The following is a 19,609-nucleotide window of genomic DNA, read 5'->3' on the forward strand; positions in this document are numbered from 1 at the left end:
AAAGGAAACGTCAACTCCGGGGCGCCCTAGGAATCTTGACGCCAATCGGTGCGTTCTTGTGATGCGCGGGACACCCCGACGGACCATGGCGCGTTGTACAACGTAAGCTGTACCAGTGCTGAATCGCGGCAAGTAGGGCGATAACACGCGACACCCGGCATCGGACCGCCGCGTGGACGGCTGGGCGGCGTGTCCGAAATAGTGCCCATTGGGTCAGCAGTGTAGAACGGGAGATGTGACGGCGATGGCTACGGAAACTCCCCGGCTCCCCACACCGATCGCCGTCCCCGCCCCGGGCAGCGAACGGTGACGGCAACCGGCCCCACGCGGACCGACGATCCGGAGCGCGGCACGCTCGACAAGGCCGCGGACGAGAACTTCCCCGTGGCACCGTTCTTCCTGCCCAGGGCCTGGCGCACCGACCTCATGGCCGTCTACGGCTTCGCCCGCCTCGTCGACGACATCGGCGACGGCGACCTGGCCCCGGGCGGCGCCGACGCCCGCCTGCTGGGCGTCGCCCCCGAAGAGGCCGACGACCGGCTCGTCCTCCTCGACGCCTTCGAGGCCGACCTGCGCAGGGTCTTCGACGGCACCCCGCACCACCCCCTGCTGCGGCGGCTCCAGCCGACCGTCCGCCGCCGCTCGCTCACCCCCGAGCCGTTCCTCGGCCTGATCGCGGCCAACCGCCAGGACCAGCTGGTCAAGCGGTACGAGACGTACGACGACCTCCTCGCCTACTGCGAGCTGTCCGCCAACCCCGTGGGCCGCCTCGTCCTCGCCGTCACCGGCACCGCGACGCCCGAGCGGATCCGCCGCTCCGACGCCGTGTGCACGGCCCTCCAGATCGTCGAGCACCTCCAGGACGTCGCCGAGGACCTCGGCCGCGACCGGATCTATCTGCCCGCCCAGGACATGAAGCGCTTTCATGTCCAGGAGCCGGATCTCGCCGCCCCCACCGCAGGAGCGTCGGTACGCGCGCTGATCGCATACGAAGCGGAACGCGCCCGTGTCCTGCTGAATGAAGGCACCCCCCTCGTGGGTAGCGTCCACGGCAGGCTGAAGCTGCTGCTCGCGGGTTTCGTGGCGGGGGGGAAGGCGGCGGTCCGAGCGATCGTCGCCGCCGAATACGACGTACTTCCCGGCCCGCCCAAGCCCGGCAGGATCCAGTTGCTGCGCGAGGTGGGCACAACCCTGCGAGGAGAGGGGTGATCCGGAGCGTGGAGTCGGAACCACACGTGTCCGCACCGGTACTCGCCGCCTACAGCTACTGCGAGTCCATCACCGGCCAGCAGGCCCGCAACTTCGCGTACGGCATCAGACTGCTGCCGACGTCGAAGCGGCGCGCGATGTCGGCCCTGTACGCGTTCTCGCGCCGTGTCGACGACATCGGTGACGGCACGCTGGCCCCCGAGGTCAAGGCGGCGCGCCTGGAGGACACCAGGGCGCTGCTCACCCGGGTGCGCGAGGGCGCGGTCGACGAGGACGACACCGACCCGGTCGCGGTCGCCCTCAGCCACGCGGGAACCCACTTCCCGATCCCGCTCGGCGGCCTCGACGAACTCATCGACGGCGTCGTGATGGACGTACGCGGTGAGACGTACGAGACCTGGGACGACCTGAAGGTCTACTGCCGCTGTGTGGCCGGGGCCATCGGACGGCTGTCGCTGGGCGTGTTCGGTACGGAGCAGGGCGCGCGCGGTTCGGAACGCGCCTCCGAGTACGCCGACACGCTGGGGCTCGCACTCCAGCTCACCAACATCCTGCGGGACATCCGCGAGGACGCCGACAGCGGGCGGACCTATCTGCCCGCCGACGACCTCGCCAAGTTCGGCTGCTCGGCCGGGTTCAGCGGGCCGAAGCCGCCGGAGGGCTCCGACTTCGCGGGCCTGGTCCACTTCGAAGTGCGGCGCGCCCGCGCCCTGTTCGCCGAGGGCTACGGGCTGCTGCCCATGCTCGACCGGCGCAGCGGCGCCTGTGTCGCCGCCATGGCCGGCATCTACCGTCGGCTCCTCGACCGCATCGAGCGCGAGCCGGAGGCAGTCCTGCGCGGCCGGGTCTCGCTGCCCGGACGCGAGAAGGCGTACGTCGCTGTGCGCGGCCTGTCCGGCCTGGACGCCCGGCATGTCTCCCGTCGGACCGTCAGGAGGCGCGTCTGATGGACAATCCGGTGCAAGGTGATGTGTCCGCGGTGAAACGGCGCGCAACCCTCCGCTCGGGGACGGCGTCCCTGACTTCGACGGCCTGTCGTGCGGCGTTCATCCGGCACGGCGGGTGCACAGGGGGGAGTGCGCGATGAGCGAGGGTACGCAGCCCGGGGAACGCCCGGGCCACCGCGGTGAGAAGAGCGCCGTGGTGGTCGGCGGCGGCCTGGCGGGCATCACCGCGGCACTCTCGCTCGCCGACGCCGGTGTCCGCGTCACGCTGCTCGAAGGCCGGCCGCGCCTCGGCGGGCTCGCCTTCTCCTTCCAGCGCGACGGCCTCACCGTCGACAACGGCCAGCATGTGTACCTGCGTTGCTGCACCGCCTACCGCTGGTTCCTCGACCGTATCGACGGCGCCGCGCTAGCTCCGGTGCAGGCACGTCTCGACGTACCCGTCGTCGACGTGGCGAAGCCCGCCGGGCGGCGCCTGGGCAGACTCCGGCGCGACGCGCTGCCTGTTCCTCTGCATCTCGGGCGCAGCCTGGCCACGTATCCGCACCTCTCGCTCCTGGAGCGCGCCGGAGTGGGGCGTGCCGCACTGGCGCTCAAGGCGCTGGACCTCGCCGACCCGGCGCTGGACGCGAAGGACTTCGGCAGCTGGCTGACCGCGCACGGTCAGTCCGAGCGTGCCGTCGAGGCACTGTGGGACCTGGTGGGGGTCGCCACCCTCAACGCGGTGGCCGGGGACTCGTCCCTGGGGCTCGCCGCGATGGTGTTCAAGACCGGTCTGCTGTCCGACCCGGGCGCGGCCGACATCGGCTGGGCGCGCGTCCCGCTGGGCGAACTGCACGACACTCTGGCCCGCAAGGCGCTCGACTCCGCGGGCGTGCGTACCGAAGTCCGTACACGCGTCACCTCCATCCAACACAACGAGAACGGCCGCTGGAGCGTTCAGGTTCCCGGCGAGACGCTCGACGCGGACACCGTCGTACTCGCCGTGGCCCAGCGCGAGGCGCACGATCTGCTGCCGGAGGGCGCGCTCGACGCCCCCGAACGGCTGCTGGAGATCGGTACCGCGCCCATTCTCAACGTGCATGTGGTGTACGACCGGAAGGTGCTGAGCACGCCGTTCGTCGCGGCGCTCGGCAGCCCGGTGCAGTGGGTCTTCGACCGGACCGAGGCGTCCGGGCTCGGCGGCGACGGCCAGTATCTGGCGCTGTCGCAGTCGGCTGCGCACGACGAGATCGACGAGCCCGTGGCGGCGCTGCGCGAGCGGTATCTGCCGGAGCTGGAGCGACTGTTGCCCCGCGCTCGGGGCGCCGGTGTACGGGACTTCTTCGTCACCCGGGAGCGGACAGCGACGTTCGCCCCCACGCCCGGCGTCGGACGGCTGCGGCCCGGCGCCCGTACCAGAACCCCCGGCCTGTACCTGGCCGGTTCGTGGACCGCCACCGGGTGGCCCGCGACCATGGAGAGTGCGGTCCGCAGCGGAGTCAGCGCGGCCGGTGCCGCGCTGGGCGCCCTGGGCCGGCCCCGCCACCACCTCTTCGACGTGGAGGAGGCAGCCTGATGCTCGATCATCGGCACGCGGCAGGTCCTCGCACCGCCCGCACCGCAACAAGAGGAGAGACTGTGCCCACTGTGCCCCCGGCCCCGAAAGTCGCCGACGCGGTGGACGTGACCGCGCTCCTGGAGCGCGGCCGGACCCTGGCCACTCCGGTCCTGCGGGCGGCGATCAACCGTCTCGCGGCGCCCATGGACACCGTCTCCGCCTACCACTTCGGCTGGATCGACGCCCAGGGCAGGCCCGCCGCCGGCGACGGCGGCAAGGCCGTACGCCCCGCGCTCGCCGTGCTGTCCGCCGAGGTCACCGGTGCCGACCCCGAGGTCGGCATCCCCGGCGCGGTCGCCGTCGAGCTGGTGCACAACTTCTCGCTGCTGCACGACGACCTGATGGACGGCGACGAACAGCGCCGCCACCGCGACACCGTGTGGAAGGTGCACGGCCCCGCCCAGGCCATCCTGGTCGGCGACGCCCTGTTCGCACTGGCCAACGAGATCCTCCTGGAGCTCGGCACCGTCGAGGCCGGCCGAGCCACCCGCCGTCTCACCACGGCGACCCGTGCTCTCATCGACGGCCAGGCCCAGGACATCTCCTACGAGCACCGCGACCGCGTCAGCGTCGAGGAGTGCCTGGAGATGGAGGGCAACAAGACCGGTGCCCTGCTCGCCTGCGCCAGCTCCATCGGCGCGGTTCTCGGCGGCGCGGACGACCGCACCGCCGACACCCTGGAGAAGTACGGCTACCACCTCGGCCTGGCCTTCCAGGCCGTCGACGACCTCCTCGGCATCTGGGGCGACCCGGAGGCCACCGGCAAGCAGACCTGGAGCGATCTGCGTCAGCGCAAGAAGTCCCTGCCCGTCGTCGCCGCCCTCGCGGCCAGCGGCCCGGCGGCCGAGCGCCTCGGTGATCTCCTCGCGGCCGACGCGAAGAGCAGCGACTTCGAGAACTTCTCCGAGGAGGAGTTCGCCGCCCGCGCCGCCCTGATCGAACAGGCAGGCGGACGCGAGTGGACCACCGAGGAGGCGCGCCGACAGCACACCATCGCCGTCGACGCACTGAGCGCCATCGACATGCCCGACCGGGTGCGCGCGCAGTTCACCGCGCTCGCCGACTTCGTCGTCGTCCGAAAGAGATGATCACTATCGGTCGAATAAGCCTCGCGTAGTCGCCGGCCGGCGCCGCTTCGAGCGGCGCACCGGCCGACGGCGGACCCACAGCAGAGACATCCACTGCACGAAGGGGAAGCCATGACAGCGACGACCGACGGAAGCACCGGGGCACTCCCGCCTCGCGCTGCCTCGGCCAGCGAATCCGAAACCGAAACCGACATCAACGCCCCAGTGGCGGCAGGGGTTCAGGAGGCCGCCGAGCGTGCCATGAGGCGCGCCACGGATTCCCTGCTCGCGAGGCAGGACGCCCAGGGCTGGTGGAAGGGCGACCTCGAGACCAACGTCACGATGGACGCCGAGGACCTGCTGCTCCGTCAGTTCCTGGGCATCCGTGACGAACAGACCACCCAGGCAGCCGCGTTGTTCATCCGCGGCGAGCAGCGCGACGACGGCACCTGGGCCACCTTCCACGGCGGACCCGCCGACCTCTCCGCCACCGTCGAGGCGTACGTCGCCCTGCGGCTGGCCGGGGACGCACCCGAAGCTCCGCACATGGCGAAGGCGTCCGCCTGGATCCGCGACCGGGGAGGCATCGCGGCCGCCCGGGTCTTCACCCGGATCTGGCTGGCCCTGTTCGGCTGGTGGAAGTGGGACGACCTCCCCGAACTCCCGCCGGAACTCATCTACTTCCCGAAGTGGATGCCGCTCAACATCTACGACTTCGGCTGCTGGGCACGGCAGACCATCGTGCCGCTCACCATCGTCAGCGCGAAGCGCCCGGTCCGCCCGGCGCCCTTCCCGCTCGACGAGCTGCACATCGACCCCGACCTGCCGAACCCGGGCAGGTCCTTCGCCCCACTGGCCAGTTGGGACGGTGCCTTCCAGCGTCTCGACCGGGTTCTGCACGGCTACCGCAAGGTGGCGGTGCGCAGACTCCGCAAGGCGGCCATGAACACCGCCGCCCGCTGGATCATCGAGCGCCAGGAGAACGACGGCTGCTGGGGAGGCATCCAGCCCCCCGCCGTCTACTCGGTGATCGCCCTGCACCTGCTCGGTTACGACCTCGAACACCCGGTCATGCGGGCCGGGTTGGAGTCCCTGGACCGCTTCACGGTGTGGCGCGAGGACGGGGCCCGGATGATCGAGGCCTGTCAGTCGCCGGTGTGGGACACCTGCCTCGCCGTCATCGCCCTCGCCGACGCGGGTGTGCCCGCCGACCATCCCCAACTGGTCAAGGCCGCCGACTGGATGCTGGGCGAGCAGGTGGTCAGACCCGGCGACTGGTCCGTACGCCGGCCCGAACTGCCGCCGGGCGGCTGGGCGTTCGAGTTCCACAACGACAACTACCCCGACATCGACGACACCGCCGAGGTCGTCCTCGCGCTGCGCCGCGTCCGGCATCACGACCCTGAGCGGGTCGAGAAGGCCATCGGGCGCGGGGTGCGCTGGAACCTCGGGATGCAGTCGAAGAACGGTGCCTGGGGCGCCTTCGACGTCGACAACACCAGCACGCTCCCCAACAAACTGCCGTTCTGCGACTTCGGTGAGGTCATCGACCCGCCGTCCGCCGACGTCACCGCGCATGTCGTGGAGATGCTCGCCGTCGAGGGCATGTCCCACGATCCGCGCACCCGGCGCGGCATCGAGTGGCTGCTCGCCGAACAGGAGCCCAGCGGAGCCTGGTTCGGCCGCTGGGGCGTCAACTACGTCTACGGCACCGGCTCGGTGGTGCCCGCGCTGACCGCCGCCGGCCTGCCCGCCGCGCACCCGGCGATCCGGCGCGCGGTGTCCTGGCTGGAGAAGGTCCAGAACGACGACGGCGGTTGGGGCGAGGACCTGCGCTCCTACAACGACAGCGCGAACTGGAGCGGCCGGGGCGCCTCCACCGCCTCCCAGACGGCCTGGGCGCTGCTCGCCCTGCTGGCCGCCGGGGAGCACGACTCCAAGGCCGTCGAACGCGGAGTCGAGTGGCTCGCGGCGACCCAGCTGCCGGACGGCTCCTGGGACGAGCCGTACTTCACCGGTACCGGCTTCCCGTGGGACTTCTCGATCAACTACCACCTCTACCGCCAGGTCTTCCCGCTCACCGCGCTCGGCCGGTACGTCAACGGCGAGCCCTTCACCGAGGTCAAGGGGGGCTGATGCACAGGCAGCCCACCCCCGCCCCGCTGCTGATCGCCTGCGCGCTCGGCATCGAACGGCTCGCCCTGCGCCGGGGCGGACGCGGCGACGGCACAGTCACCGTGCTGCGTACGGGCATGGGTCCGGAGGCTGCCGAGGCGGCCGTCACCCGGGCCCTCGCCGACCCGGCGCTGCGCGACGCCGCCGTGCTGGCCACCGGTTTCTGCGCGGGACTCGCCCCCGGTATGCACCCCGGTGACCTGGTGGTCGCCGAGGAGACCCGGGACCCGCGCGGCATCACCCGCTGCGTCGGTACCGAACTGCTCGTCAAGGAACTGGTGCGCGCCCTGCCCGGGCGCACCGTCCACACCGGCCCACTCACCGGCTCCGATCACGTCGTACGGGGCCACGAACGGTCGGATCTGCTCGCGACCGGCGCAATCGCGGTCGACATGGAGTCGGCGGCCACACTCCACAGCGCCGGGCGCACGGGCGTGCGCCCCGTTGCGGCCGTACGGGTGGTCGTGGACGCTCCAGAACATGAACTCGTCCGGATCGGCACACTTCGCGGTGGAATATCGGCCTTCCGCGTTCTTCGTTCGGTCCTTCCCGCTTTTGTCGAATGGCACCGTTCCTTGCTGCTCCCCAGGAGGTGAGTCAGATGGCCATGCCGCTCCGCCAGACCATCAAGATCGCTACGTATTTGGCCGAACAGAAAATCCGCAAGCGGGACAAGTTCCCGCTGATCGTCGAACTCGAACCGCTCTACGCCTGCAACCTGGCGTGCGAGGGCTGCGGAAAGATCCAGCACCCGGCCGGTGTGCTCAAGCAGCGCATGCCGGTAGCCCAGGCCGTGGGGGCGGTCCTCGAATCCGGGGCCCCGATGGTGTCCATCGCGGGCGGTGAGCCCCTGATGCACCCTCATATCGACGAGATCGTGCGGCAGTTGGTGGCGAGGAAGAAGTACGTCTTCCTCTGCACCAACGCCATGCTGCTGCGCAAGAAGATGGACAAGTTCACGCCCTCGCCGTACTTCGCGTTCGCCGTGCACATCGACGGACTGCGTGAGCGGCACGACGAGTCCGTCGCGAAGGAGGGGGTGTTCGACGAAGCCGTGGCCGCCATCAAGGAGGCCAAGAAGCGCGGTTTCCGGGTCACCACCAACTCGACCTTCTTCAACACCGACACCCCGCAGACCATCATCGAGGTGCTCAACTTCCTCAACGACGACCTCCAGGTCGACGAGATGATGATCTCGCCCGCCTACGCCTACGAGAAGGCTCCCGACCAGGAGCACTTCCTCGGTGTCGAGCAGACCCGCGAGCTGTTCAAGAAAGCTTTCGGCGGCGGCAACCGGCGGCGCTGGCGGCTCAACCACTCCCCGCTCTTCCTGGACTTCCTGGAGGGCAAGGTCGACTTCCCGTGCACGGCGTGGGCGATCCCGAACTACTCGCTGTTCGGCTGGCAGAAGCCCTGCTACCTGATGAGCGACGGGTACGTGACGACGTACAAGGACCTCATCGAGAAGACCGACTGGGACTCCTACGGCCGCGGCAAGGACGATCGGTGCGCCAACTGCATGGCGCACTGCGGCTACGAGCCGACGGCCGTCCTGGCCACCATGGGGTCGCTGAAGGAGTCCCTGCGTGCCATGCGCGAGACCGTCTCCGGAAACCGGGAGTGACGTCGTGACCGCCGTCTCCTTGGGCGTTCCCGAGGTACCGGTCCGTCCGATCGCCGAGCGCCGGGTCTCCCGGCGCATCGAGGTCGGGCCGGTGGCGGTCGGGGGCGGGGCCCCGGTGTCGGTCCAGTCGATGACGACGACACGTACGTCGGACATCGGCGCCACGCTCCAGCAGATCGCCGAACTCACCGCGTCCGGCTGCCAGATCGTCCGCGTCGCCTGCCCCACGCAGGACGACGCGGACGCGCTGGCGACCGTCGCGCGCAAGTCGCAGATCCCGGTGATCGCCGACATCCACTTCCAGCCGAAGTACGTGTTCGCCGCGATCGAGGCCGGCTGCGCGGCGGTTCGCGTCAATCCCGGCAACATCAAACAGTTCGACGACAAGGTGAAGGAGATCGCGCGGGCCGCCAAGGAGCACGGCACACCGATCAGGATCGGGGTCAACGCCGGTTCGCTGGACCGGAGACTGCTCCAGAAGTACGGGAAGGCGACGCCCGAGGCGCTCGTGGAGTCGGCGCTGTGGGAGGCGTCGCTGTTCGAGGAGCACGGCTTCCGGGACATCAAGATCTCGGTCAAGCACAACGACCCGGTGATCATGGTCAACGCCTACCGGCAGCTCGCGGAGGCCTGCGACTACCCGCTCCACCTCGGCGTGACCGAGGCCGGTCCCGCCTTCCAGGGGACCATCAAGTCCGCTGTGGCTTTCGGGGCGTTGCTCAGCGAGGGCATCGGGGACACCATCCGGGTCTCGCTGTCGGCGCCGCCGGTCGAGGAGGTCAAGGTCGGCATCCAGATCCTGGAATCGCTCAACCTGCGGCAACGGCGGCTGGAGATCGTGTCCTGTCCGTCCTGCGGGCGGGCCCAGGTCGACGTCTACAAGCTCGCCGACCAGGTCACGGCCGGGCTGGAGGGCATGGAGGTGCCGTTGCGCGTCGCGGTCATGGGGTGTGTCGTCAACGGCCCCGGTGAGGCGCGGGAGGCGGACCTCGGGGTCGCCTCGGGCAACGGGAAGGGGCAGATCTTCGTGAAGGGCGAGGTCATCAAGACCGTGCCCGAGTCGAAGATCGTGGAGACCCTGATCGAGGAGGCGATGAAGATCGCCGAACAGATGGAACAGGACGGCGTCGCGTCGGGGGAACCGGCGGTCACCGTGAGCTGAACAGCACGGGCTGGCGAGTACGGAAGAGAAGGGGGCCCGAGCGTGACGATTCTGGAGAACATCCGGGGACCACGCGACCTGAAGGCGCTGTCCGAGGCGGAACTCGGTGAACTGTCCGACGAGATACGGGAGTTCCTGGTGCACGCGGTCGCCAGGACCGGCGGGCATCTCGGTCCCAATCTGGGGGTGGTGGAACTCACCGTCGCGCTCCACCGGGTCTTCGAGTCACCGGTCGACCGCATCCTGTGGGACACCGGCCATCAGAGCTATGTGCACAAGCTTCTGACAGGACGTCAGGACTTCTCCAAGCTGCGCGGCAAGGGTGGCCTGTCCGGCTATCCCTCGCGGGAGGAGTCCGAGCACGACGTCATCGAGAACAGCCACGCGTCCACCGCGCTCGGCTGGGCCGACGGGCTCGCCAAGGCCCGCCAGGTGCAGGGCGAGAAGGGGCATGTCGTCGCGGTCATCGGCGACGGCGCGCTCACCGGCGGGATGGCCTGGGAGGCGCTCAACAACATCGCGGCGGCCAAGGACCGGCCCCTGATCATCGTCGTCAACGACAACGAACGCTCCTACTCGCCCACCATCGGCGGCCTCGCCAACCATCTCGCGACGCTGCGTACGACGGACAGTTACGAGCAGGTGCTGGCCTGGGGCAAGGACGTCCTGCTGCGCACCCCGCTCATCGGCAACACCCTCTACGAGTCGCTGCACGGCGCGAAGAAGGGGTTCAAGGACGCGTTCAACCCGCAGGGCATGTTCGAGGACCTGGGGCTGAAGTACGTCGGCCCGATCGACGGGCACGACATCGGGGCGGTGGAGTCGGCGCTGCGGCGCGCGAAGCGGTTCCACGGGCCCGTGCTCGTCCACTGTCTGACGGAGAAGGGGCGCGGTTACGAGCCCGCTCGCGAGCACGAGGAGGACCACTTCCACACCGTCGGGGTGATGGACCCGCTCACCTGCGAGCCGCTCGCGCCCGCCAACGGACCTTCCTGGACCTCGGTGTTCGGCGACGAGATCGTCAGGATCGGGGAGGAACGGGACGACGTCGTCGCGATCACCGCGGCCATGCTGCATCCCGTGGGCCTCGGCAGGTTCGCCGAGCGGTTCCCCGACCGGGTGTGGGACGTCGGAATCGCCGAGCAGCACGCGGCGGTGTCGGCGGCCGGGCTGGCGACGGGCGGCCTGCATCCCGTCGTCGCCGTGTACGCGACCTTCCTCAACCGGGCCTTCGACCAACTGCTGATGGACGTCGCGCTGCACCGGTGCGGGGTGACGTTCGTGCTGGACCGGGCCGGTGTCACAGGAGTTGACGGGGCGTCACACAACGGCATGTGGGACCTGTCCATCCTCCAGGTCGTGCCCGGCCTGAGGATCGCCGCACCGCGCGACGCCGACCAGCTCCGTGCCCAGCTGCGGGAGGCGGTGGCCGTCGACGACGCGCCCACGCTGATCCGGTTCCCCAAGGAGTCGGTGGGGCCGGCGATCGAGGCGGTCGGCCATGTCGGCGGGATGCATGTGCTGCACCGGTCCGAGGAGCCCGCCGACGTGCTGTTGGTGGCCGTCGGCGTGATGGCGCCGGTGTGTCTGCAGGCCGCCGAACTGCTGGCGGGGCGCGGCATCAACTGCACGGTCGTGGACCCGCGCTGGGTCAAGCCCGTCGACCCCGCGTTGCCGGGACTGGCCGCCGAGCACCGCATGGTGGCCGTCGTCGAGGACAACAGCCGCGCGTCCGGGGTCGGCGCCGCGGTCGCGTTGGCCCTCGGTGATGCCGATGTCGACGTGCCCGTAAGGCGGTTCGGGATTCCGGAGCAGTTTCTCGCGCACGCCAAACGCGGCGAGCTGCTCGCCGACATCGGCCTCACGCCCGTCGAGATCGCCGGACGGATCAGTACCGGGCTGGCCGCCAAGGAAAAGCCGTCCCAGGGGAAGTCCAACGGGAAGTCCGAGGAGAAACAGGAATGACAACCGCTGAACCCGGTTCCCCGTCGGGGGAGTTCGACCTCGGCGCGCTGCTGGCCGAGCGCGGCGCCGAACGCTACGAGCTGCACAGCAGGCATCTCAACCACCAGCTCCCGCGCATGCTGCACACCATCGGCTTCGACAAGGTCTACGAGCGGGCCGAGGGCGCGTACTTCTGGGACGCGGACGGCGAGGACTACCTCGACATGCTCGCCGGGTTCGGGGTGATGGGCCTCGGCCGCCATCACCCCGTCGTCCGCAAGGCGCTGCACGACGTCCTCGACGCCCAGCTCGCCGACCTCACCCGCTTCGACTGCCAGCCGCTGCCCGGGCTGCTCGCGGAGCGGCTGCTCACCCACAGTCCGCATCTGGACCGGGTGTTCTTCGGCAACAGCGGCACGGAGGCGGTGGAGACCGCGCTCAAGTTCGCCCGGTACGCCACCGGGAAACCGCGCGTCCTGTACTGCGCGCACGCCTTCCACGGCCTGACCACCGGATCCCTGTCCGTCAACGGCGAGGACGGCTTCCGGGACGGCTTCGCCCCGCTGCTGCCCGACACCGCCGTACCGCTCGGTGATCTCGACGCCCTGGCAAGGGAGTTGAAGAAGGGCGATGTGGCTGCCCTGATCGTCGAGCCGATCCAGGGCAAGGGTGTGCACGAGGCGCCCCCCGGATATCTGCGCGCCGCCCAGGAGTTGCTGCACAGCCACAAGGCGCTGCTCATCGCGGACGAGGTGCAGACCGGTCTCGGGCGGACCGGTGACTTCTACGCCTACCAGCACGAGGACGGGGTCGAGCCCGACCTGGTGTGCGTGGCGAAGGCACTGTCCGGCGGATATGTGCCCGTGGGCGCCACGCTCGGCAAGGAGTGGATCTTCAAGAAGGTCTACTCGTCGATCGACCGCGTCCTCGTGCACTCGGCCAGCTTCGGGGGCAACGCCCAGGCCATGGCTGCGGGCCTCGCCGTGCTGTCGGTCATGGAGAACGAGCAGATCGTCGCGGGCGCCCGGGCCACCGGGGACCAGTTGAGGAGCAGGCTGGCCGCGCTCGTCGACAAGTACGAGCTGCTGGCCGACGTACGCGGCCGGGGTCTGATGATCGGCATCGAGTTCGGGAAGCCCAAGTCGCTGAAACTGCGCAGCCGTTGGACGATGCTTCAGGCCGCCCGCAAGGGGCTGTTCGCCCAGATGGTCGTCGTGCCGCTGCTGCAGCGGCACCGGATCCTGACCCAGGTGTCCGGCGATCACCTGGAGGTGATCAAGCTGATTCCGCCACTGGTCGTCGGCGAACGGGAGGTGGACCGTTTCATGGACGCCTTCACCGCCGTGATGGACGACGCGCACAGCGGGGGCGGGCTGATGTGGGACTTCGGGAAGACGCTGGTCAAGCAGGCGGTGGCCAACAGGTAGGAACGGTGGCCGTCAGGCGTGAGGGGAGAAGCGGGCGGCGGGGACGCCTGAGCCGTGTGGATTTTGCCTCTGAGGCAAGAGATTTGCCTCAGAGGTAACAGTGCGGCTGAATGGAGGGCATGAGCCTTCCCGAAGAGTCCGGGCCGGTCGAGGACCTGCCCCTCGTCGCACCGCGGCTCCGGGCGCTGCGCCGACGGGCCTCCCTCACCCTGGAGGCCGCGGCCGGGGCCGCCGGACTGTCGCCCGCCCACCTTTCCCGCCTGGAGACCGGGCAGCGCCAGCCTTCTCTGCCGATGCTGCTCGGGCTCGCCCGCATCTACGGTACGACGGTCTCCGAACTGCTCGGTGAGACCGTGGCCGACCGGGATGCGATCGTACGCGCCGCCGACATGGAGCCGACTGCCGCAGGCGGCTGGTCCTACTGGCAGGCCGGCGCTTCCGGACGCGGAATGCAGGCCCTGCGAGTCCATGTGCCGCACGGGGCGCAGGGCGACATCGTGCGTGTCCACCCCGGCGAGGAGTGGCTGTACGTCCTCAAGGGGCGGCTGCGGCTGCGGCTCGGGGACACCGCGCACGTCCTCGCGCCCGGCGACAGCGCGCACTTCGACTCGCTGACCCCGCACCGCCTCGCCGCCGACGGCCGAGACGGTACCGATCTGCTCTTCGTCCACACCCTGTTGCAGAGCCCCACCGCCGGCCTCTGCATCGGCCCGACCGCCGGAGTGACGCCATGACCGACATGGAGGACAAGTTCCCCCGGGCCCTGTGGGTCCGACTGATCATCTACATCGCGGTCGGGCACGTCTTCGCCGCCTTCATCTATCTGCTGTTCGAGGTGGGCGCGAAGCAGTAGAAGCAGCAGCGGCCACGGACGTCGGGTTCGGTCTCAGTCGAGGAACCGCTCCCGCAGCCGCTCCCGCACCTCAGGGGTGACGCCCAGTCCCTGCTCCAGATAGCCGTCGACGCCGCCCCAGGTCTCCTCGACCATCTCCATGGCCGCCGTCAGATACTCGGGGCGGGTGCCGAAGAGCGGGTTGAGCAGCTCCAGGACCTCGGGGCTGTACGCCTTGGCCGCGGAGCCGTTGCGGCGCACCCGGTAGCGGCGGTGCTGCGCGTTCGACTCCATGTAGTCGGCCACGATGGCGTCGCGCTCCACCCCGACGGCGAGCAGCGTCACCGCGACGGACAGGCCCGCGCGGTCCTTGCCGGCCGCACAGTGCATCAGGGCCGGGACGCTGTCCTCCGCCAGTGCGTGGAGCATCCGGGAGTGCTCGGCCGTGCGGTCCCTGACGATCTCACGGTAGGAGTTGATCATCCGCTGCTCAGCCTTGCCGTCGGCCAGGAGGCTGCGCAGTTCGTCTAGATCGCCGTCCCGGACCATCTTCCAGAACTCCGCGCCGTCCGCCGGGTCGGACAGCGGGATGTTCACGTTGCGCACGCCCGGCAGCTCGACGTCCGGCCCTTCCAGCCCGATGTCCGCCGCGTTGCGGAAGTCGAAGATCGTGTGCAGCCCGAGGGAGCCGAGAAACGCCGTGTCCTCGTCGGTCGCGTGGGCGAGATGGCCGCTGCGGAACAGCCGTCCGTGCGCCACGCGTCGGCCGTCCACCGTCGGCAGTCCGCCCACGTCACGGAAGTTTCGTACGCCACCCAGCTCGGGCTCGGTCGACGGGACCTGCTGCGTCACGAGGGCTCCCCTCCCACACCGCCCCGCGGACGCTGCTCGTCGACGGGCGCGTTTCGACGATACGACATGGGTGAGCAGGCCAAGGAGTTTTCCACAGGCGTTGCCGTCCGGGGCCGTGGCGCTGATGATGTTGATGCTTGAGCGTGCCTGTTCGGATCTGTGGGGACATGATGCTGGAAATTGCCGGAACCGGTCGTACGTGGCTCCTTTCGGGGCCCACCAGCAGTTACGCCGTCCATCTCACCGAGGACGACGAACTGCTGCATCTGCACTGGGGCCCGCGGATCGCCCTCGCCGACGCGGAGGCGCTCGCCGTCCGTCCACTGCCGGACTACTGGCCCTTCGAGGCTCCGCTCGACGGTCACGAGGAGTACCCGGTCGAGGGCGGCCCCCGCTTCGTCCGGCCCGCGCTGTCCGTGCGGACCGACGAGCGCCGGGGCACCGAGTGGCGCTTCGAGGTGTACGAGACCGAGGCCGGCGACGAGGGTGACGAACTGCGGCTGCGGTTCCGTGACGGAGGGCTGGCGATCACGCTCCACTACCGGATGCGCCACGACGTGGTGGAGCGCTGGGTGACCCTCGCCCATGAAGGATCCGACGGGACCGACCCGCTGGAGCTGCTCCGCGCGGACTCCGCCACCTGGACGCTCCCCGAGCGCGACGGCTGGCGTCTCTCCCAGCTCCATGGTCGCTGGGCCGCCGAGTCCCGGCTCGTGAAGACGGACCTCACCTACGGTGAGAAGGTCATCGGCAGCCGTCGCGGCCACACCGGGCACCAGCACCTGCCCTGGGTGGCGCTCGACACCGACGCGACCGAGGAGCACGGCGAGGTGTACGCGTGTGCGCTCGGCTGGTCCGGGTCGTGGCGGATCGCCGTCGCCCAGCTGCCCGACGCGCGCGTACAGATCACCGGCGGCGCCGGATACGACGACTCGGGCCTGCTGCGCCTGGCGGCGGGCGAGTCCTTCGTCACGCCCGTCTTCGCGGGGCTGTGGACCGACGCCGGACACGGTGGGGCGAGCCGGGCGTGGCACGCGTACCAGCGCGCGTTCGTCGTCCCGGACGCGGACCGGGACCGGCCCGTGCTCTACAACTCCTGGGAGGCCACGGAGTTCGACATCTCCGAGGAGCAGCAGGGGACGCTGGCCCGGCGGGCCGCCGCGATCGGTGTCGAGCTGTTCGTCGTGGACGACGGCTGGTTCGGGGCCCGCACCAGCGACCGGGCCGGCCTCGGCGACTGGACGCCCAACCCGGACCGCTTCCCGGCGGGCCTGAAGCCGCTCGCCGAGTACGTGCACGCTCTGGGGATGCAGTTCGGCATCTGGGTCGAGCCGGAGATGGTCAACCCGGACAGTGACCTGTACCGCGCGCACCCCGACTGGGTGCAGTTCCAGCCGGGCCGAAAGCGGACGGAGTTCCGCAATCAGCTCGTGCTGAACCTAGCGCGTGAGGATGTCCGCGAGTACCTCTGGGAGCAGCTCGACGGGATGCTCTCCAGTGCCCCGATCGACTACGTGAAGTGGGACTTCAACCGCTGCTTCACGGACGCGGGCTGGCCCGGCGAGGACTACCCGCAGCGGCTCTGGGTCGACCATGTGCACGGGCTGTACGCGCTGCTGGACCGGCTGCGGGCGGCCCATCCGAACGTCGCCTTCGAGTCCTGCTCGGGCGGCGGCGGCCGGATCGACCTCGGTGTCCTCGCCCGTACGGACCAGGTGTGGACCTCCGACAACACCGACCCGCTGGACCGCCTCGCCATCCAGGAGGGCTTCAGCCAGATCCATCCGGCGCGCGTCATGGCCGCCTGGGTCACGGACAGCCCGAACACCCAGCTCAACGGCCGGGTCAGCTCATTGCGGTTCCGCTTCGTGAGCGCGATGGCCGGGGTGCTCGGTGTCGGCGGTGACCTCACGACGTGGACGGAGGAGGAGCTGGCCGAGGCCGGGGAGTGGGTGGGGCTCTACAAGGAGATCCGGCCCGTCGTGCAGCGTGGCGACCTCTACCGGCTGCGGCGGCCGGCCGGCGGGCTGAGTGGGGTGCAGTACGTGCTCGGCGACGAGAGCGTCGTCCTCGCCTGGCTCCAGGCGCAGCACTACGGCGAGCCGGTACCGGCGCTGCGGTTGCGCGGACTTGACCCGTCGGCGACGTACGAATGCCCTGAAACGGGCGAAATCCATCGAGGTGCCGTACTCCTGCATCGTGGTCTCCGGACCGGACTCAAAGGTGACCTGGATGCGGCAGTTTTCCGACTACGTCGCATCTGATGCTTCTGTCCGTTATGGCGCCTTCATTCCAACTCGCTGGGAAATGATGGTTGCTGTGAATCGAGTGCGTGAGCAGCGTCATATTCGTGACCGTGAGTCGCCGTCATGTTCACGTAATTTCGGTGTGTTTCAAGGGAGTTCCAAGGGTTGAAGGATCCGGAATTCACGGACAGTGACCGGTGATTCTGGGGAGGATCACAGGAAATCCGTACACAGGGAACTTGAGGCTTGTTCCGGTGCGTCCTGGTCGCTTACGTTCGCCACCAATCCGGACGGACGCCCAATCCTGCCGCCGCCCGGAGCCCGCATCTAACACCCGAAAACGGCAGGAGCGGGGGACCCACAGGTAGTACGCCTGTTCCGGTCTCTGGAACAGGCTCGGGGTTAAGTCACGTTCAGGCGTGGCCGGACATCTCCAGTCCGCACCCGACAGCTCACCCCGCAGGCGACGGAGAAGGAATTCGCCATGCCCGCGAAGGGTAAGCACCGCCGTCCGAAGTCCCAGCGATTCACCCGCTCGATAGCCGTCGCCGGAACCGGCGGAGCCGCTCTCGCCCTGCCGTTGCTGGGAGCCACCGGCGCCCACGCGGCCACGGCGGAGTCCGCGACCCAGTCGGTGTCCTCGCTTTCGGAATCCGCCAAATCCGTAGCCGTCGATTCCGTTTCCGCGAAGTCGGAAAAGGCGGCAAAGGCCGCCGCGTCCGCTCCCTCCGCCGCCAAGAAGGCGAGCGTCAGGACCTACTCGGTCCAGGCCGGCGACTACCTCTCGAAGATCGCCCAGCAGGAGAGCGTCAGCGGTGGCTGGCAGAAGCTCTACTCGGACAACCGCACCGCCATCGGCGCCGATCCGAGCCTTATCCACCCCGGTCTGAAGCTGACGATCGGCAAGAAGGCCGCGTCGACCTCGTCGCCTTCCTCGTCCTCCTCCGCGAAGTCGTCGTCCTCTTCGAAGTCCACGCAGACGGAGAGCTCCGAGCCGGTCGCCGAGAGCGCGACGGCCGAGACCTCGGCGACGACCGAGGCGGCCGACACCAGCAGCTCCAGCGGCTTCACCCTCCCCGTGGCCGGTGCCACCATCGGTACCGCCTACCACGTGTCGGGCAGCATGTGGTCCAGCGGTTACCACACGGGCGTCGACTTCGTCGTCCCGACCGGCACCTCCCTCAAGGCCGTCGGTGCCGGCACCGTCGTCTCCGCCGGTTGGGGCGGTGCGTACGGCAACCAGGTCGTCATCCAGCTCGCCGACGGCTACTACGCCCAGTACGCCCACCTCTCCCAGCTCTCCGTATCGGCCGGTCAGAGCGTGACGGAGGGTCAGCAGATCGGCCTCTCCGGTGCCACCGGCAACGTGACCGGACCGCACCTGCACTTCGAGATCCGCACCACCCCGGACTACGGCTCCGACGTGGACCCGGTCGCGTACCTCCGCTCGAAGGGCGTCGCCGTCGGCTGACGCGCGCACGCTCCGCAGAACACGGACCGATGGCCGGACCCCGATCCCGGGATCCGGCCATCGGCCTGTCTCGCGGTGTTCCGTTATTCCGGGTTGACCAACACTTGACGAGTGGCCTATCTCACCGCGAGTCAACCCCTTCCTACGGTCGCGTAGCTCACATCGGAAGGTGAATCATGGGCCGATGTGGCAGACGATTCGAAGAATGACAGCAGAGCAGTGATCGGGTCGTACGTGGCGGTGGGGGACAGCTTCACCGAGGGCGTCGGCGACCCCGGCCCGGACGGGGCGTTCGTCGGCTGGGCCGACCGGTTCGCGGTGCTGCTCGCGGACCGGCGTCCCGAGGGCGACTTCGACTACACGAACCTCGCGGTACGCGGGAAGCTGCTCGACCACATCGTGGCCGAGCAGCTTCCGCGCGCCAGGGAACAGGCGCCGGACCTCGTCTCCTTCTGCGCGGGCGGCAACGACATCATCCGGCCCGGCAGCGACCCGGACGAGGTGGCGGAGCGCTTCGAGCGAGCGGTGATCGGCCTCACCTCGGCGGTCGGCACGGTCATGGTGACGACCGGCTTCGACACCCGCAACGTCCCGGTGCTGAAGCACATGCGCGGCAAGATCGCCACGTACAACGGGCATCTGCGGGCCATCGCCGACCGGTACGGCTGTCCCGTGCTCGACCTGTGGTCCCTGAAGACCATCCAGGACCGCAGGGCCTGGGACGGCGACCGGCTGCATCTGTCGCCGGAGGGACACACGCGGGTGGCGCTGCGCGCGGGACAGGTCCTCGGTCTGGAGATCCCGGCCGACCCGGACCAGCCCTGGCCCCCGTTGCCTCCGCGAGGAGCCTTGGAGATCCGCCGCGACAACGTCCACTGGGCCCGCGAGTACCTGGTCCCGTGGATCGGCCGACGCCTGCGCGGCGAGTCGTCGGGCGACCATGTGACGGCGAAGGGGAGCCTGTCGCCGGTCGACATCAAGAGCCGGATCGACTGGGTCGCGTGAGGGTGTCCAGCGCGTCCGGCGTTCGAGGACGAGGCCGTTCGGGCCGAAGCT

General features: G+C 69.6%; 17 protein-coding genes and 1 riboswitch. Of the genes, 16 read left to right on the top strand and 1 reads right to left on the bottom strand.

Features of this window, described 5'->3' with window-relative positions:
* Positions 1 to 306: 306 nt before the first annotated feature.
* The 13 genes from hpnC to OHN74_RS36980 all read left to right on the top strand — a co-directional run bounded on the left by hpnC (position 307) and on the right by OHN74_RS36980 (position 14,005).
* Positions 307 to 1,209, top strand: coding sequence for a squalene synthase HpnC (gene hpnC / locus OHN74_RS36925; protein ID WP_327698914.1), 903 nt, complete (start codon positions 307 to 309; stop codon positions 1,207 to 1,209).
* Positions 1,206 to 2,156, top strand: a complete 951-nt coding sequence (gene hpnD, locus OHN74_RS36930; protein WP_327698915.1) for a presqualene diphosphate synthase HpnD — start codon at positions 1,206 to 1,208, stop codon at positions 2,154 to 2,156. Before hpnC ends, hpnD begins: the two co-directional genes overlap by 4 nt.
* On the top strand, positions 2,156 to 2,296 hold the full coding sequence (locus tag OHN74_RS42980) for a DUF6380 family protein (RefSeq protein WP_443060504.1): 141 nt from the start codon (positions 2,156 to 2,158) through the stop codon (positions 2,294 to 2,296). Before hpnD ends, OHN74_RS42980 begins: the two co-directional genes overlap by 1 nt.
* Positions 2,293 to 3,711 (top strand): hydroxysqualene dehydroxylase HpnE, encoded by a 1,419-nt coding sequence (gene hpnE, locus OHN74_RS36935; RefSeq protein WP_327698916.1) that lies wholly within the window; start codon positions 2,293 to 2,295, stop codon positions 3,709 to 3,711. The genes OHN74_RS42980 and hpnE overlap by 4 nt, the downstream gene beginning before the upstream one ends.
* Before the next feature lie 62 nt (positions 3,712 to 3,773).
* On the top strand, positions 3,774 to 4,841 hold the full coding sequence (locus tag OHN74_RS36940; protein WP_327698917.1) for a polyprenyl synthetase family protein: 1,068 nt from the start codon (positions 3,774 to 3,776) through the stop codon (positions 4,839 to 4,841).
* Between the two features lie 111 nt (positions 4,842 to 4,952).
* On the top strand, positions 4,953 to 6,956 hold the full coding sequence (gene shc, locus OHN74_RS36945) for a squalene--hopene cyclase (RefSeq protein WP_327698918.1): 2,004 nt from the start codon (positions 4,953 to 4,955) through the stop codon (positions 6,954 to 6,956).
* A complete protein-coding gene (locus tag OHN74_RS36950; RefSeq protein ID WP_327698919.1) occupies positions 6,956 to 7,591 on the top strand; it encodes a phosphorylase family protein in 636 nt (211 codons plus the stop codon). The genes shc and OHN74_RS36950 overlap by 1 nt, the downstream gene beginning before the upstream one ends.
* Positions 7,592 to 7,596: 5 nt before the next feature.
* Entirely contained in the window at positions 7,597 to 8,619 is a 1,023-nt protein-coding gene (gene hpnH, locus OHN74_RS36955) for an adenosyl-hopene transferase HpnH (RefSeq protein WP_327698920.1), read from the top strand.
* Positions 8,620 to 8,623: 4 nt separating this feature from the next.
* On the top strand, positions 8,624 to 9,781 hold the full coding sequence (ispG, locus tag OHN74_RS36960) for a flavodoxin-dependent (E)-4-hydroxy-3-methylbut-2-enyl-diphosphate synthase (RefSeq protein WP_327698921.1): 1,158 nt from the start codon (positions 8,624 to 8,626) through the stop codon (positions 9,779 to 9,781).
* A gap of 42 nt (positions 9,782 to 9,823) precedes the next feature.
* On the top strand, positions 9,824 to 11,746 hold the full coding sequence (gene dxs, locus OHN74_RS36965; RefSeq protein ID WP_327698922.1) for a 1-deoxy-D-xylulose-5-phosphate synthase: 1,923 nt from the start codon (positions 9,824 to 9,826) through the stop codon (positions 11,744 to 11,746).
* Positions 11,743 to 13,152: an aspartate aminotransferase family protein gene (locus OHN74_RS36970; RefSeq protein ID WP_327698923.1), complete on the top strand. Its 1,410-nt coding sequence runs from the start codon at positions 11,743 to 11,745 to the stop codon at positions 13,150 to 13,152. The genes dxs and OHN74_RS36970 overlap by 4 nt, the downstream gene beginning before the upstream one ends.
* A gap of 110 nt (positions 13,153 to 13,262) precedes the next feature.
* Positions 13,263 to 13,886 carry a helix-turn-helix domain-containing protein gene (locus OHN74_RS36975; protein ID WP_327698924.1) on the top strand — a complete coding sequence of 208 codons (624 nt, stop codon included), beginning with the start codon at positions 13,263 to 13,265 and terminating at the stop codon, positions 13,884 to 13,886.
* On the top strand, positions 13,883 to 14,005 hold the full coding sequence (locus OHN74_RS36980) for a DUF6126 family protein (RefSeq protein ID WP_327698925.1): 123 nt from the start codon (positions 13,883 to 13,885) through the stop codon (positions 14,003 to 14,005). The genes OHN74_RS36975 and OHN74_RS36980 overlap by 4 nt, the downstream gene beginning before the upstream one ends.
* A 33-nt stretch (positions 14,006 to 14,038) precedes the next feature.
* Here OHN74_RS36980 and OHN74_RS36985 read toward each other — a convergent pair whose 3' ends face one another.
* Complete coding sequence (locus OHN74_RS36985; protein WP_327698926.1) at positions 14,039 to 14,836, bottom strand: tyrosine-protein phosphatase; 798 nt, start codon at positions 14,834 to 14,836, stop codon at positions 14,039 to 14,041.
* Between the two features lie 170 nt (positions 14,837 to 15,006).
* On the opposite strand from OHN74_RS36985, the gene OHN74_RS36990 reads away from it, so the two are divergent.
* The 3 genes from OHN74_RS36990 (at position 15,007) to OHN74_RS37000 (ending at position 19,558) form a co-directional block, all read left to right on the top strand.
* Entirely contained in the window at positions 15,007 to 17,100 is a 2,094-nt protein-coding gene (locus OHN74_RS36990; protein WP_327700399.1) for an alpha-galactosidase, read from the top strand.
* A gap of 303 nt (positions 17,101 to 17,403) precedes the next feature.
* Positions 17,404 to 17,563: riboswitch (cyclic di-AMP (ydaO/yuaA leader) on the top strand.
* A gap of 3 nt (positions 17,564 to 17,566) precedes the next feature.
* On the top strand, positions 17,567 to 18,553 hold the full coding sequence (locus tag OHN74_RS36995; RefSeq protein WP_327698927.1) for a LysM peptidoglycan-binding domain-containing M23 family metallopeptidase: 987 nt from the start codon (positions 17,567 to 17,569) through the stop codon (positions 18,551 to 18,553).
* A 219-nt stretch (positions 18,554 to 18,772) separates the two neighbouring features.
* A complete protein-coding gene (locus tag OHN74_RS37000) occupies positions 18,773 to 19,558 on the top strand; it encodes an SGNH/GDSL hydrolase family protein (RefSeq protein WP_327700400.1) in 786 nt (261 codons plus the stop codon).
* Positions 19,559 to 19,609: the final 51 nt, after the last annotated feature.

Source organism: Streptomyces sp. NBC_00459 (assembly GCF_036013955.1).
Lineage (GTDB): Bacteria > Actinomycetota > Actinomycetes > Streptomycetales > Streptomycetaceae > Streptomyces.

What these genes read in the sequence shown, in the direction of transcription:
- OHN74_RS42980 (WP_443060504.1), top strand. Translation starts at nt 2,156, where the DNA reads ATGGACAATCCGGTGCAAGGTGATGTGTCCGCGGTGAAACGGCGCGCA.
- hpnE (WP_327698916.1), top strand. Translation starts at nt 2,293, where the DNA reads ATGAGCGAGGGTACGCAGCCCGGGGAACGCCCGGGCCACCGCGGTGAG.
- shc (WP_327698918.1), top strand. Translation starts at nt 4,953, where the DNA reads ATGACAGCGACGACCGACGGAAGCACCGGGGCACTCCCGCCTCGCGCT.
- OHN74_RS36950 (WP_327698919.1), top strand. Translation starts at nt 6,956, where the DNA reads ATGCACAGGCAGCCCACCCCCGCCCCGCTGCTGATCGCCTGCGCGCTC.
- hpnH (WP_327698920.1), top strand. Translation starts at nt 7,597, where the DNA reads ATGGCCATGCCGCTCCGCCAGACCATCAAGATCGCTACGTATTTGGCC.
- OHN74_RS36970 (WP_327698923.1), top strand. Translation starts at nt 11,743, where the DNA reads ATGACAACCGCTGAACCCGGTTCCCCGTCGGGGGAGTTCGACCTCGGC.
- OHN74_RS36975 (WP_327698924.1), top strand. Translation starts at nt 13,263, where the DNA reads ATGGAGGGCATGAGCCTTCCCGAAGAGTCCGGGCCGGTCGAGGACCTG.
- OHN74_RS36980 (WP_327698925.1), top strand. Translation starts at nt 13,883, where the DNA reads ATGACCGACATGGAGGACAAGTTCCCCCGGGCCCTGTGGGTCCGACTG.
- OHN74_RS36990 (WP_327700399.1), top strand. Translation starts at nt 15,007, where the DNA reads ATGCTGGAAATTGCCGGAACCGGTCGTACGTGGCTCCTTTCGGGGCCC.
- OHN74_RS36995 (WP_327698927.1), top strand. Translation starts at nt 17,567, where the DNA reads ATGCCCGCGAAGGGTAAGCACCGCCGTCCGAAGTCCCAGCGATTCACC.